Annotated in this window: 15 protein-coding genes; 1 reads left to right on the top strand and 14 read right to left on the bottom strand. The window is 34.3% G+C overall.

The window, feature by feature from the left end:
- The first annotated feature begins 227 nt into the window (after nt 1-227).
- A complete protein-coding gene (locus HBB17_RS00835; RefSeq protein ID WP_167954875.1) occupies nt 228-836 on the top strand; it encodes a hypothetical protein in 609 nt (202 codons plus the stop codon).
- Nucleotides 837-891: 55 nt separating this feature from the next.
- Here the strand turns inward: HBB17_RS00835 and HBB17_RS00830 are convergent, their stop codons facing one another.
- The 14 genes from HBB17_RS00830 to HBB17_RS00765 all read right to left on the bottom strand — a co-directional run bounded on the left by HBB17_RS00830 (nt 892) and on the right by HBB17_RS00765 (nt 14,282).
- Entirely contained in the window at nt 892-1,692 is an 801-nt protein-coding gene (locus HBB17_RS00830; protein ID WP_167954873.1) for an aminoglycoside adenylyltransferase domain-containing protein, read from the bottom strand.
- A 241-nt stretch (nt 1,693-1,933) separates the two neighbouring features.
- Nucleotides 1,934-2,227: a CD3324 family protein gene (locus HBB17_RS00825; RefSeq protein WP_167954871.1), complete on the bottom strand. Its 294-nt coding sequence runs from the start codon at nt 2,225-2,227 to the stop codon at nt 1,934-1,936.
- Between the two features lie 192 nt (nt 2,228-2,419).
- Nucleotides 2,420-2,926 (bottom strand): NUDIX hydrolase, encoded by a 507-nt coding sequence (locus HBB17_RS00820; RefSeq protein ID WP_167954869.1) that lies wholly within the window; start codon nt 2,924-2,926, stop codon nt 2,420-2,422.
- A 123-nt stretch (nt 2,927-3,049) separates the two neighbouring features.
- The gene (locus HBB17_RS00815; RefSeq protein ID WP_167954867.1) at nt 3,050-3,484 is read right to left on the bottom strand and encodes a GNAT family N-acetyltransferase; all 435 of its coding nucleotides are present in this window, start codon (nt 3,482-3,484) and stop codon (nt 3,050-3,052) included.
- Nucleotides 3,485-3,619: 135 nt separating this feature from the next.
- Entirely contained in the window at nt 3,620-3,967 is a 348-nt protein-coding gene (locus HBB17_RS00810; protein ID WP_167954865.1) for a TIGR04076 family protein, read from the bottom strand.
- A gap of 148 nt (nt 3,968-4,115) precedes the next feature.
- Complete coding sequence (locus HBB17_RS00805) at nt 4,116-5,084, bottom strand: helix-turn-helix transcriptional regulator (protein WP_167955051.1); 969 nt, start codon at nt 5,082-5,084, stop codon at nt 4,116-4,118.
- A 322-nt stretch (nt 5,085-5,406) separates the two neighbouring features.
- On the bottom strand, nt 5,407-6,348 hold the full coding sequence (gene fmt, locus HBB17_RS00800; RefSeq protein WP_167954864.1) for a methionyl-tRNA formyltransferase: 942 nt from the start codon (nt 6,346-6,348) through the stop codon (nt 5,407-5,409).
- A 244-nt stretch (nt 6,349-6,592) separates the two neighbouring features.
- A complete protein-coding gene (locus HBB17_RS00795; RefSeq protein ID WP_167954863.1) occupies nt 6,593-7,465 on the bottom strand; it encodes an aminoglycoside 6-adenylyltransferase in 873 nt (290 codons plus the stop codon).
- Between the two features lie 64 nt (nt 7,466-7,529).
- On the bottom strand, nt 7,530-8,036 hold the full coding sequence (locus tag HBB17_RS00790) for a GNAT family N-acetyltransferase (protein WP_167954862.1): 507 nt from the start codon (nt 8,034-8,036) through the stop codon (nt 7,530-7,532).
- Between the two features lie 251 nt (nt 8,037-8,287).
- Nucleotides 8,288-9,010: a hypothetical protein gene (locus HBB17_RS00785; RefSeq protein ID WP_167954861.1), complete on the bottom strand. Its 723-nt coding sequence runs from the start codon at nt 9,008-9,010 to the stop codon at nt 8,288-8,290.
- 499 nt (nt 9,011-9,509) lie between these two features.
- Nucleotides 9,510-9,863, bottom strand: coding sequence for a hypothetical protein (locus HBB17_RS00780; protein ID WP_167954860.1), 354 nt, complete (start codon nt 9,861-9,863; stop codon nt 9,510-9,512).
- A gap of 247 nt (nt 9,864-10,110) precedes the next feature.
- Entirely contained in the window at nt 10,111-11,346 is a 1,236-nt protein-coding gene (locus tag HBB17_RS00775) for a methyl-accepting chemotaxis protein (protein WP_167954859.1), read from the bottom strand.
- 773 nt (nt 11,347-12,119) lie between these two features.
- Nucleotides 12,120-12,908, bottom strand: coding sequence for a hypothetical protein (locus HBB17_RS00770; protein ID WP_167954858.1), 789 nt, complete (start codon nt 12,906-12,908; stop codon nt 12,120-12,122).
- Nucleotides 12,909-13,526: 618 nt separating this feature from the next.
- Nucleotides 13,527-14,282 carry a class I SAM-dependent methyltransferase gene (locus HBB17_RS00765; protein ID WP_167954857.1) on the bottom strand — a complete coding sequence of 252 codons (756 nt, stop codon included), beginning with the start codon at nt 14,280-14,282 and terminating at the stop codon, nt 13,527-13,529.
- Nucleotides 14,283-14,489: the final 207 nt, after the last annotated feature.

Raw genomic sequence — 14,489 nt, 5'->3', positions numbered from 1 at the left:
TCATGCCTTTTTTATACTGCTTTTTTCTTCATTCTGTACTATAATGAATACAGGGATTAAGTGTCAAGTTCCTCATATAGTAGGATAAATATCACATGATACCCCTTTACATATGAGAAGGAACTAATTTAAGACAGCCTTTTCAAAATATACGATCAGGAGGTTTCCTATGGAAATTTGGACAAACGCCAACAATAGATAATCATAATTCAAGGGAGGATTAATCCATGAACAATGTTTACTATATCGGTGGTTCACCATGTAGTGGTAAAAGCACAATAGCAGAGCAACTCGCTATAGAATATAATATGACATATTTTAAGGTAGATGATCATTTGGAACGCTACACGATGTTAGGTGCCAAGCAGCATTTGCCCATCTGTCTAAAGCAACAAACCCTGTCTCCAGAAGAAATCTGGAGGCGTGATGTATCAACTCAATCGAAGGAGGAACTCGCTTTTTATAAAGAAATCTTTCCATTTATCCAAGAAGATTTATTACAATTCAATGACGATAAGCCGGTCATAACAGAAGGCGCTTCTTTCTTACCGCACTTAATGAAAACAGCCAAGGTATCACTTTCGCATTATATTGCACTGGTACCAACAGCAGATTTTCAGATTTTTCATTATAAGCAAAGAGAATGGGTTCCTTATGTTTTAAAGGATTGCTCGGATCAAGAGAAGGCATTTGCAAATTGGATGAACCGAGATATTGCATTTGCCAAGGATGTCATTTTACAATGCGAACAAGAAAATTACCCCGTACGTATTATTGACGGTAGTGTTTCCATTGAAGAAACAAAACAAGCAATCATTAAGCATTTTCAGTTTTAACATTAAACACCCATCACGAACACGATGATACTTTGTTCGTGATGGGTGTTTTCATTTATTCTTGAATCTCTTTAATTAATACTTTTCGTAATTCTTCCATATCCTCTTGGTTATATTCCAGTCCCTTTTCCCCCCTATACCATTCTCGTAATGCATGATCAACAATATACCGATATTGCTCTGCTACATGCTCCCTCATCCATACGCCACCTTCATATTTTGAAAGAATCCGCTTTTCCACTTTATAAGAAAGGATACGTCCAAGGATCAGTATATTACTTGCAAAATATCTGGCATCATACGCATGAAAATCATAGTCCTCTATATCATTACTAATGGACTTCCAAAAATCTTCCTCTGGTACAACGGGAAAGACCTCCGCTATTGGTTTACCATAGATACAGATACCGCTCTGATTCGTAAGCTTCACATGACAAGCAATATCCTCATCACCAAAATCTTCATCCACAATAAAACTCTCCTGTATTGTCCCGTTCAGTAACTCTTTATAATGTTTGGTCCAATAATCACTGTAATGAAATTGACAAGGTGTTGGGTATTTCCATGGGTGCATGTCCTCTAGCCGAATCGCAGACATCTCCAGTGGCGATGGTTTCCGATCGTTCTCCAATATATCTTTTGCGATTGCTAACCGTTCCTCTCGTTCAATCCTACGATCACTTATAATCAATAAATCCACATCACTGTTTTCTTCTATGAAGCAGTCCAGTGCTATCGAACCATGTATGTAAATTCCCACCAACGAATCACCCAAATGCTTCATCCAGATTTTCTTCAATCGTTCAATCTGTTCCTTTACAGCCTGTGGAAGTGTATCATACCCTCTAAAATCCATAATTGACCTCCCTATGTATCGTTTTTTCCCTTCTCATTCATAACATTTTTTGTAATCGAAATGTATCTATAGTTTACCATAAACCTTCGTCCTTGTGTTCCTAAGAATTGTTTAATACAAATGCAATAAAATAAGACTTACTACATCTTGTATGAATACCATGATTTTATAAGTCTTATTTTGTGTTACTTTATTGGATTTCTTTTCGTATTATTTATTTCAAATTACTTCACCTATATCTTTATTCGGTTAAATTGCTCATTTTTAATTCAGCCTTTGTATCCTTAATAATTCGATAGATTGAACTCTCTGATAAATAATATCTTCTTGCTAATTCAATTACGGTTTTTCCTTTTTGATAGTCCATCAAAATTCGTCGGTTCCTATCTGCTAATTCAAGCTGTAGTTCTGATTGACTTCCCCATTTCTTCCGTTCCTTTGTTCCCGGTATATATAGAAGTCCCTCTGGGATGTACTGACGTATTTCAAGTAGTAACTTCTCCGGAATTACCGTTCTTGCATTCTTATATTTCATTCTGTACCTGCTCCTTATTCTACTATTCTTTCGAATGCGGATTCTGTACTTCAAACGAATGATTTGGCAAACAGAAATTAACGCTCCACACGTATTTGCCTACAGAATCGCATGGAGCTTAAGCAAACGTTTTTCTCTCAATGTAAATTCCTCCTTCTTTTTTCTTCTTTCTCTTCTATTCCTCTAATTCCGTCATTTATTCATTTGATCAAAACACAGCTCAATCATTCCTTTGCTATACGGTAAGAACAACCCTTGATCAATGAGGGATAAAATCTCCTCTTTTTTTGCCCATTTAACAGCCTGTACTTCTTCGTAACTTACTGTTAATTGCTCGAAAGCAATCTCTTTCTGTAGTATATAAAAATCATAAAATCCATTCTCGCTGGTTAATGAGAAAAAAGGACAGGCATTCCCTATCGAAAAATCATAGCGAACCCCAATCTCCTCCTGTAGTTCCCTCGTAGCTGCCTGTTGACTTGTTTCCCCACTCATGGCACATCCACCAACAGATAAATCCCACAAACCAGCCCAGGGTTCTTTCCATGGTTGCCTCTGTTGAATTAACATCTCTTCTTGATGGTTGAATATACAGATCTCAACACCTAAAAAATATTCATCCGGTGACAAGGTTCCTCTTTCTTTCAGCCGACCAGTCTTTTGTCGATTTATATCATATACATCACATAATTCTGCCATATGTATCTCTCCATATTTCTATAGATCGTTGAACTCCCTATTGTCTATGATTTTCGTGTGTTTTCCCCTCTGTATTGCATAAATGTACAACGGAGGAAACAGCTAAGAACAGGACATTGTCCTTTATTGGAGTTTCTTCATCTTAAATACTAGGTTTTGATTCGTAGAATACCCAAGTTTTCCATAAAAATGTTCATGTTGCTCATCGTTTAGAGCTTCTAATGTAGCTACTTTTGCCCCTTTTTCTTTTGCTATCCGTTCCGCTTCTTTCAGCAATAACGTACCAATTCCGAAATTTTGATATTTTTTCAGAATTAAGATTTCAAATATATGAAAATATGGTCCATCATCGAACCATTCCAAATACCCCATTCCTATACCCATTAATTCGTTTTCCTTCATGGCTTTTAGGCAAATGGAATCGTCAATACTCCACATTTGGTGTAAGCGCTTATACGCTCCTTCCTGGCTCCAACTGTCTCCTTCGTCATTAAAGTATTCCATATAAGCAACAGCAATATCCTGTAAGTCTTTTTCGTCAATAATCTCTATATGCATTTTTATCTCCTATCCTTTGTACATTTTGTGTAAATGTTTCTTTATGTAAATATTCCTTTATGTAAATGCTTCATTATGTAAATTTGTTTCATATAGTTTATATTGAAAGCAGCCTATAAACAGTACCTGTTTATATCAATCAAAAAACTTTCCTTTATAAAAATTTTCATTTCCAAGCTTCTTCGCCGTCAATCGGAATTGAACGCAACCATCAGGACACACGATCTCTTTGCTATATTTGCTATTGCCTCCGATGTTTTCTAAATCCCCACCGCTTCTTACTGCTTCCATAATTGGATACATCATCATCATGGTTTTGGAGCAGATGCCTTGTCCAGATGCATTAACCGGGCAGCCATATGTACAGGTATATTTGTCTCCAATTTCTTCACCATTTCGACAATAGCGTTCTGTGTGATCGCTGCGAAGGAACCCTGTCACCTCAATTTCCCATTCATACTCTTCCTCATACCATTTTTTCATACTTATTATCCTCCCTTTTACACTTCTACTGACGTTGTATCATGCAAGAATCATTACATACCTGTTTCCTGAATAACACTTCTGAATGACATTACTTACCAATCCAACAAAACCAATTTTCTTCGTTCGTTGTGCATCGTCCAAAAGTTTATATTTTTCGTACTGGTCTAACATATTTAAAACATTGTTTCGGATTAAAATAAAAGTACGTCAATCTGCCAGGTGAAGAATCAAAACAGTAACCAGTACCAGTATAATCAAAGGTCGCCATTGCATGTTCAATCATTTTCTCCACGCTTCGATTTTCTTGTTCGTAATCGAATGGTCCATGTTCAAAAACGATATACTTTGCATCGGGAATATCAGCCAAAAGCATCTGAGAAGGTAAAGCCCCACAATAATTGTACGGAAGACGTACACCATAGCACTCTGTTCGAAGAAATCCCCAATCACAAAGTCTGCCGTTTGGATCATTCATATATGCCATAATCTGACCACTGCTGCCGTTAGATTCGCTTCCACCATCATCATCTAATTTTCCTTTTATACTATCCAACAAGCCACAGATCGTATCACAGTCTTGTCCAGGAATTAGACTTTGTTTCTGCCAGAAGTCCCAATACCCATTGCTCTCATAATTTTTTATATGTAAGAATTTGTGTGCAGGAATGGTTACGAAATAAATCTTAATCGCATCGTCCGATTTCATCATACCAATTTCATTCAAACCAAACAAGTAGCGGTCAAAAGGATGGATTTTTGTACGAAGAACGACTGGTTTAGGGGTTTTTCGATAATCTTTTGGAGTTACCCCATATAACTTTTTAAAGGCTCTCGTAAATGCTTCATGTGAAGAAAATCCATAATCAAACGCAATATCTAAGAAACTTTTTTCACTATCCCGCACTTCTTTTAATGCAAAAGCAAGCTTTCTAAGTCGTAAATATTCTCGAAACTGCATGCCTGCTATTTCTTTGAATTTCCTGGTAGTATGATATGCTGAATAGCCTAGTTTGTCAGAAAGAAACCGTAACGTTAATGCCTCATCTTGATGATTCCTGATACACTGATCAATTTCATCAACGATTTCCTGGATCTGCTTGTACCACTCATACATACTTTTATTCACCTCGATTCAATCACCTTGATTAAGTATAACGTAATTTGAAATGAATTTCTTGATATTAGTTGCTATTCTAACTTTACGTTGCATTGTAAAGTTCACGTAGTTTTTCCTTTTTCTTAGGATTCGCTTAATCCAATCTTTTATTTTTGTTTGCTTTTTCAATAACAACGAGTGGAACCATCCTTTCATTTTCAGTCATACCAGCATGTACTCCCACAAAATGATCTGTTTCTTCTCTTGTATTATAAATTGATACATCATTAATAGCAATTGCTAGATAATCTCCTATAAACGACTCAAATCTATTTTTTTCTTAACGAAATACCTTACCAATTAAATTGTTCTTCTCTTTCCAGCCATTCACATAATCTTTCGCACTCATTTTCTTCTTACCTGCTGGTTTTATTGTCTTAAGAATAATTTCTCCATCGGATACTTTAACGCCGATTCCATCTTTATATAATTTCACAATTTCCCCATTTGCTTGCTCTGCATATAAATCCTCACCTATAACCGCTTCATAGATCTTAATCTCTTCCTCATCAAGAATTGTATTCGCCACAGGCCATGGGTTAAGTCCTCTGATCTGGTTAAAAACTTCTATTTTTGTTTTGTTAAAATCTATATGCTCTTCTTCCCTGGATATATTGTAAGCAAATGTTACTTCTTCTTCATTTTGAACAATTTGATTACTTTGTCCACTTATAATAGCAGGTAGTGTTTCCATTAACAAATCCGCACCTAATATGCTAAGCTTATCATGTAACGTCCCCACATTATCTGTCTCTTCAATCGCAATGCTCTTCTGGCTAATTATATCACCATTATCCATCTTCTGCCCCATATACATGATGGTGATACCTGTTGTGGGATATCCATAAATAATCGCTTTATGAATTGGTGCTCCTCCTCTTAATTTGGGAAGGAGGGAGGCATGCACATTGATACAACCGTATTTCGGATAATCTAAAATCTCTTTGGGCAAAAATTGACCATATGCACAGGTTATAATAACATCCGGATTCAAATCCAAGATATTTTGATATTCTTCTCTAATTTTAATTGGCTGTATTACTTGAATACCATTTTCAAGTGCCACTTTTTTTACAGGGGACTGCGTCAGTACTTGCTTTCTTCCGACTAATTTATCTGGTTTTGTTACTACTCCTATTACATTCGTCTGGGCAATTAAGTGATGCAACACATTCACACTAAAATCTGGTGTACCCATAAAAACTACTTTCAAATCTTTCATTCATTCACCTCATCAAAATCTGCTTCCTTTAGGTCTTTCAAATGATCGTATATCGATAATTCACATTTACAAATAATTGTGAATTACTTTCTTATATTCATCTTACATCATATTTGATAATTTTACCATGCTAATATATATAATGATAGGGCTCATCACATCCAACATGTTCCATCACGCAAAAAAGTCTTGAAATCTCAAGACTTTTTTGCATCCATAAATCAACCTTCTGTATTCACTTTTTTCAGTATATCTCTACTGCATCTTTTGGTAATCGATTGACATCTTCAAGAAACGTTCTTGCCATTTTTGCTTCTTCATGATTATAACTATATTCCAAATCATTAGCCACCTCAATAGCCATCTTGTCAAACAGATCACACATTATAAATATAGACTTCCATGCCGCCTCTACATCTGCAATAAAATAAGTTCTCAAATAGTTCTCATATATCTCTTTTTCAAGCCATCTATTCATATACTTTGCTGACTTTCCAACGCTAACAGAAAAATCTGTAACGATACCAACTTTCCACGCAAGTATCCTCTCCAATTGTTTCCGTACTACAAAATTAGTCATATCCTGCACATAGGTAATTTCTTCTCTCCATAGCCCTTTCGCAAGATTATTACTACACCACCAAAATTCATTGCAACAAGCAGAAAATTGTTCTTGCGTTGGTCTTTTCACATGATAATCACTGTCTGTAGATTCTTCGATAATCGGGAGAACATTCTCTTTATCCAAAAGAACGTTACATAATTTATCATCTGAAATGTGCTTTTTTGCATACTCCAAAGTTTGAACCGTTAAATCAATCCGATTACCATCCTTAAACTGCATGAGCCAACCATACCTATGTTCTTTATCACTTGGATAAAACGGACTTTCATCCGGATATTGCATATACATAATATCTCCAAATTGATTGATCCAATCTTTATCTTTTACAAAACTTCCAGTCTCACCAACCACATATACAATATCATAATCTTGAAAGATATCCCTTGGTGCATTGGGATTCGTCCGAGAACCATTCATATACACAGCAACAATTCTATCGTCTTTTCGTGCTATATCTAAAATAAGCTCATATATATCCTTTTCTGTTCTCATTATCTCATCATCCTCCTTGCATGTTAGCTATCAAAAAAAATTAAAACTATACTCATTTTTTAGGTTAAGCATTAGTATAATGAATCAAATCAAGTTCAAAATCGTTTCGCATAAATCCATTTTTTTCTATATGGGTTTGCTTTAATCCAATTTTCTTCAGTACAGCTGCACTTGCCGAATTTTCAGATACTGCTTCTGCTCTAAAAATGGCATTTGGGTATGCATCCAAAACATACTGTAGTATTGCACTCGCTGCTTCACTTGCATAACCACACCCCCAGTAGACCCGAGATATTTGATAATAAAGCCCAAAAACATAATTTTCTTTATCCATGCAAATACAACCAACCATACCAATCGCTTTATTATTTAGCAGAATAACGAAACGATCTATGAAATCTTTATTTGTCCGACTTATCTGATGTTCAATGTAATTAATACATTCATCAATGGTGGTCATTAATGGTGTAAATGTAAATTTTATTACTTCAAAGTCACTCCATAGTTCAAAGAGATCGTTTGCATATTTAACATCAAATCCAACCAGTTCAAGTCTTTTTGTTTTCAGCATATTACACCTCCAAATCCAACTATATTCTTATCAACGAATCGGTATACGTAAGCTTCATACTATGCTCATTTTGTATGAACAGGTAGCTTAAAATCCAATCGATCAAACTTCCTCAATATATCCAAATCAATTGTAATATTATGAGTACCCCAATAATAATTTCCGATTGCTTGTTCAGTGACACACCATCGTTTTCCATCTGGATGCGGGTTGTTTTGTTCGAATGCATTTAAATCTTCCTCTGGTGTTAATTAAATCTCCTTTGTGTTTTGTAGTGTATTAATAATCGAATCCAGATTTAGATCAACGACATGTTTAAGCTCTGGATAATGTTTGCTATTTTGTGAACCAACAAAATACACAGGCAATGGCAACCAAGAAGGCCATGTTGCAGGGTCAAAGGATTTTATATTCAATGATACAGGGTCATAATCAGGGAAGCCATTAACGAAAACTTGTCCACTCAACTTATACGTTTCTTTTAAAACCTCTGCCTTGTGGTAAATCTCACTGTCTTCGTCTGCATATTTAAGTATAAAATCTGAAAGGCGCTTGGTTACTCCAATATCCGCTTCCATGGCTTTCTTTGGGTCAAAATGAAACCATGGCATATGTGCGTAATCATTGTTGCTTAGGATTCCTTGCATTCCCACCCAACCGCTTTCTAACAAGTATGTACCTGAAGCAAGGTATTTGATTATCCCCATAATAATCATATCTTTTGTACTGCTAACATAATCGCTTGCCTTGTCCAAATAATCTAATGCTATGCATATCGTATATGGAGAAGAATTAGGGTTCCAATTATTGCACTCAATGTTGTAACCAAAACCTCCATCCTCATTTTGATAACTGGACAAAACCGAAAGAAAATCCTCACAATTTCCGTTCTCAAAAAGATAGTTCCACATAGTATAGTCAAGTGGTCTAGCATTGCGATAAACCAGTTTTCTCAATCTTATAAAATAATCCATCGATAGCTTTTTCAAGTTCATTCCCCCCATGTATATTCAAAATCATCGTTACCAAATATCGTACCATATTGATAAAAATATACAAGTTCAAGTTTTAAATCTTTAAGCGATATACACATCTCACCAATTTCTGTTTTTCAAATTCACCATGACAATCAGAACCACAGGTTGTTTAGAGTATAACGAATCAATGAAAGCAAGTCAATCATCGTAGTATGCTTTCAGTGTTTATCAAGTTATCGCGGCAGTCGCCAAGGTCTTAAGTAAACTTGACTTTGGCTCGTTGCTCACGTAAATAAGAATAGAGCTGTCGCTTTAATTAAGAACGACAGCTCCATTGAAAACATAATAAATTATTCAAAACGATCTAAAAATGTGTTACACAAGTAAACCGAACTAGTATATTATTCTCTTTCCACATTCTCTTCATCTGGCCTTTTGCTACGATATTGTCCGGTAATATAACAAATATCGTACTAAAATTCTTTGTATAATCCATTTAAAAATGATCAACAAACGTAAATCGGTCAGTAATATTTCTTTCTTTCAACATTCTCTTCATTTGGCCTTTCGCAACAACATTCTCAGGTAAGATAAGTAGTACTTTACTAAAATTTGTTGCATAGTCTGCCATTTGATCACTTAATGCTGGCAACGTCGCTGAGAAAAATGGAAGCAACTTGAACAAATCGATATGTATTGTTCCGTCTTTACATATAGCCTTACACTCGCCATACTTTTTGAAAAATCCTTCTGGATCTGCATAATCTTCCATTCTACCTTCAAATATCAGGGTTACCACCTTATTCGTTTTATCACAACTAACTTTAATATCCGATTTCAACTCTCCCATATCAATATCCTCCTTATATTATTACTTCAACCTTGTTGATACATTTTTCTTCTTTGGAATAATCACCTACCTAAGATGTTATAGTCAAGCATTTCTGTTACACTACGATTTTACTTTTGCCACAGAATGATTCGTTCGTAGTGTGTCTTAAAAAACATTTGTAAATATTATAAGAATACGTGCACATACTTAATACGTGTGTACGAAGTTTCTTCAATTAATATATACAATCCAACGAAAACTCCCCCTATAAACTTACTAGATTTTTAGTTAAAGCAGCACTCTTATCTGTAAGATTACTACATTCTTCTCCTAATGATTTTACAACATCACCTACAGTAGACAATTTCTGATTATTTTGCTCAAGTAATGCGCAGTTTTCTTCTGATAAAGCAACTAGATTCTCAATATTCTCAACGATACAATCCTTTTCCTCATTCAAATCACTAAGATTGTCTGTTAATAGGATTACAATCTCCCTTAATTCTTCGATCGAAGCTTTTGTAGCATACATATCCTTATGTGTTGTATCGATCAAATCATTTTGCGTTAACAACGTATCTTTAATCTTTTTTATGTCCTCTTCACTTTCATCTGCTTGGGATTGTAAGTTAAGTATGATTGTTTCTATTTCTTTTGTTGAATCTTTACTTTGTTCTGCTAAATTTCTAATCTCCGATGCAACAACTGCAAATCCTTTTCCAAGTTCACCAGCTCTTGCTGCTTCAATCGATGCATTTAAAGATAAAAGGTTTGTTTGGGATGATATTCCATTCAAAATCTGTAAAACCTTTGTTATTTCTTTTACTGAATTGTAAATATTGGATATGGTTGCTTCAATAACATTGATATTGGAATTTGTCTTCTTATTGATTTCATTTACTCTATCAATATTTTCAAGTGCAGATATATTTTTTTCAACCATACTTTCTGTAGAAGTTGACAAACTCTCTGTCAATTCTTTTGTATCATTAATTTCATCCCCAATATTAATAATTGCTTTATTACATTGTTGCGTATCTTGCGATTGACTTTCTACTGCTGAAGAGATTTCACAATTCGATTCATAAACACTTTTTAAGGTATCTGTTATTCTTGTTCCACAGTCTTTTAGTACAATGGTGGAATTATAAAGTTCTGTTAACTTATCGTATACTCCTGTCGTACTATTATCCCCTTGTATAGCAATCGAATCTTCTTCAAGCTGGTCTAATATATCCGAAATTTCCTTACAAGCAATGTGTTTCAATCTCGTATTGCTCTCCCTGTTAAAGCCATTACTTTTTATTAAATCTATTTTTCTTCTTATTGTATTTAAGTTTTTTGATACCATTACTGATACTACAGCACCATATACAAGTAAAAGAATTGATCCTGCTAGTACGACAAACTGCGATTTAAATAAAAAAATGAATAGATTCATTAATATTATTAAAAATGCGAAACTACCCACAAACCAATATCGAAATTTTAATTTTTTCATATTTTCCTCCTTAGTAAAAACATATTAAATAACACTCTTATGTAAAATAATTTAACTATAACGATTATAAATACAACATGTTCTTCTTGAATGGGTATTTTTAAAGATTAACCCATAGAGATAAATCGAATGTAGCGTTAGCAATAACAACTATCTCCTAAATTAGACCTCAACTACTTCTAATGTATTCATTCAAGAATCTTCCAATCGAAATTTTTCTATAGGAGCATTATTAATAACTGGTCTTCGTGTTTCAAGAACAACTTCTTTCAATTTTCGTGCAGACACTATATCATCCTCCTTACCGTATACCTTAACTCTCCCCCGCAGATCATTTGGAATCCTTTGACTTGATATAGCACCATTCTTACCACTTTACCTTTATCAAAGATTCGCTATCTGTAGATAATGTTGAAGTATACATTATATCAACATTATTAAATTTTTAGAGTATTGTTAAATCCCTTGTCCTATATAAAACACATATATTCCATAAGATTAAGAAAAACATTCCATCGAATCTCTTCCCCATAACTCTTTAATTTTACTATCTGTTTAAAAACATAGGTGCTTAAGATATACAAGCATTCACTTAACAATTGTAAATTTCCTTAATTTAGTAACTCTTAAGTGTATGTACTAATTATAAAACAATCCATAATTTTTTACAAGCTTTTAGGTTTATTTGATACTATTTTTATATATAATATTCAACAAACAACCGTACAGGATAGGACTCAAAAAGAAATAGGATATCCAAAAGGATATCCTATTTAACGATTGCTGTTCTCTGATTCTTCAATATGAGCCCTAATTTCGTCTTCATATTTCAAACAAAAATTATAACTATTTTTCATAAAAGATTTTATATCCTGCGTTTGATACATCTCATCAATTGTATCTAACACCAAGCAATTATTTACCTTCATATCAAAAAAGTAAGGATAGATACAGCCACCATTCTCTCTTGGAAAATATGGATTAATTGAACGTAATCTCTTATCTTTCATTATTGATTCAACTACCATTTCACTTAAAATCCATTTTATTGATGGTCGTTCATATTCATCATAATTATCCCCAAAAACTTGGTTCCAGACATAAAACCATATAATATGTATTATTTCATGTAGAGCAACTCCCAAAGCTCCTCGTTCACTATTAAGATAAAATACCTCAAAATATTTTTCTTCAAGAAATCTTGGCGATACAGGATTCATAGAAATATTGCACGCGATATCCTCAAAAAGATCCGAGCAATTGATTTCAAATGCTTCTGATAAAGCATTTGTGATCTGCTCTTTATTATCTTCCCAATGCTTTGAATAACTAGCCACTTTCGTATTTATGCTTTTCTCTAAGTCTACATATAGTGTACGAATAACACGTTCTATATACCTCCTTCTGTCTAAATACCCCATTTTTTGTGCCTTATGTTTGTCTAACTGTGGATAGAAATAATAAAGCGAGTCTGACCAAAATGCAGTCTCATCATCACTTTGAAAAGCCATAATACTTTCAAGCATATAATCTATTCCTGGATTAATAAACCGTAAATTCATAGTTGTATTTCCTTCTTTCTGTATCGTTCTTTCGTCTGTTTCAATCTCATTTTATCCTATTGTTTCACTCGATTACCATTTGCATAATATAAACTGTCTTCCTCCACAATAACCCATATAAGACTAAAATAAATACTACCTCGCTAATACTATTGAGTCAAGATAAAGTGTAATATCTCTTCAAGTCCAGGATTGGACTGAGAGCCGAGACGGTGCACAAGGTCCTGTGGACCTTGGTCTTGCACGGACCGTAATGGAATGTAGCCCCCATGAGGTCCAGTGGACCTCAGTCCTGGGCGGACCGAAACGGAGTGTAGACCGCACAAGGTCCTGTGGACCTTGGTCTTGCGCGGACCGTAATGGAATGTAGCCCCCATGAGGTCCAGTGGACCTCAGTCCTGGGCGGACCGAAACGGAGTGTAGACCGCACAAGGTCCTGTGGACCTTGGTCTTGCGCGGACCGTAATGGAATGTAGAACTTCGAACCATAATCCTATCCTACAAATACGGAAAAGAAAGGGGTTCCATCCACTTCTGATTTATGTTCACATAATAGTGCACATATTTTTATGTACGGATTTCAAATGGTTTTTTCAAAGTCACTGCGAAAATTGGAATCTATAGTGGCTTTTGAACTAAGTACAAAGGTATTGTATCTATAATCTTGATTTGATTGTTGTTTGACATAATAACATCCTTTATTCCCGAATAAAATGCAGATTTATAAGGTTCTTCCAAAGTTATGTGTTCACAATGAGTACCTATATATGAAATATACTCATCTGCTGTAAGTGTTCTTTCTTTTTTCCACTCATAGAAGCTAAAGTTTTGAAATCCATAATTAATCACATTTTCATAATTTAATTTACAACTATACTCCTGTTTAACATGAAAATGCTTCGTATAAACTTCTTGAATTTTTTCGTGTAAATCTCCATTTGCACTTTTTTCATCAGAACGAGTCATAAACATTGCCAAGTAACCCCCAGGTTTTAACATTTGAAATATCTTTGTGAAGGCTATCTTTTCAGGAATCCATTGAATAGTTGCCGCTGAAAAAACTAAATCATACATATTATCGGGAAAATTGTAAGTTTCAAAATCATCATTAATAATTTTAAAATTACTATATGTACCAAATTTTCTTTTCATAAAAGATGTGAAATTTTCTCCAAGTTCTATTGCTGTATAATTACAACCAGTTAGTAAAATAGGTTCTGTTGCTTGTCCTGTTCCTGGACCAATTTCTAGTACCATCTTACCAGAATCTAAGCAACAAGCTGAACTCAATTTATCAAAAAGTTCTTCACAATATCTCGGGCGATACATTTCAAACTCTTCCGGAATTTTATCAAATGTTTTTCTAAAATCCATAATTTATTACCTCCACAAATTCAATTCATATGTAAATTATTATATCATAATACCATATTGAATAAATTAAATATAATATTCTCCAACAATTTGCGTACCCCTTTTATCAATGTGTATCTCCTACTCTTCATAAAATAGTGTAAACTTTCTTTCGTGTAAAACCAAAAAAATTAGATGAATATAGTTAAATTACGAAGAATTAGAAGA

It is taken from the genome of Anaerosporobacter faecicola, assembly GCF_012070565.1.
GTDB classification, from domain to species: domain Bacteria; phylum Bacillota; class Clostridia; order Lachnospirales; family Lachnospiraceae; genus Anaerosporobacter; species Anaerosporobacter faecicola.
This window is presented reverse-complemented; position numbering and strand designations above follow the sequence as displayed.